Origin of the sequence: Gaoshiqia sediminis, from assembly GCF_025907915.1 — a bacterium.
Lineage (GTDB): Bacteria > Bacteroidota > Bacteroidia > Bacteroidales > Prolixibacteraceae > Gaoshiqia > Gaoshiqia sediminis.
Map to the genome: position 1 here is coordinate 1 of NZ_JAPAAF010000167.1, position 304 is coordinate 304.

Genomic DNA, 304 nt, shown 5'->3' on the forward strand with positions numbered 1-304 from the left:
TAGAGCCAATTAATCGGGGAAATACCCGCGAATAATTCCTCGTTTCGAATCTTTTACAAACAGCAGGATTTCATCACGTTCAGGAGTGGCTGCCACCTGTTTTCCGCACTTTTCAAAAAACGCTTCTGTAAGGCTTGATTTTACTGAGCTGGATTTTGAAAATGGGTGTCCCATCCGTAATTTTGAGCATGTTTGTTCGAAAGAAGGTTAATTCATCCGGCAGTATATCGGTTCAAATTATTGATAAGAACCGGGGAAGATACAAGGTTTTGAAGACCATTGGGTGCAGTTCCAATGAACAAGA

The 304-nt window shown here is 41.1% G+C and carries 1 protein-coding gene; it reads right to left on the reverse strand.

The window, feature by feature from the left end:
* Positions 1-9: 9 nt before the first annotated feature.
* The gene (locus tag N2K84_RS20420; protein ID WP_282593672.1) at positions 10-174 is read right to left on the reverse strand and encodes a hypothetical protein; all 165 of its coding nucleotides are present in this window, start codon (positions 172-174) and stop codon (positions 10-12) included.
* Positions 175-304 lie beyond the last annotated feature (130 nt).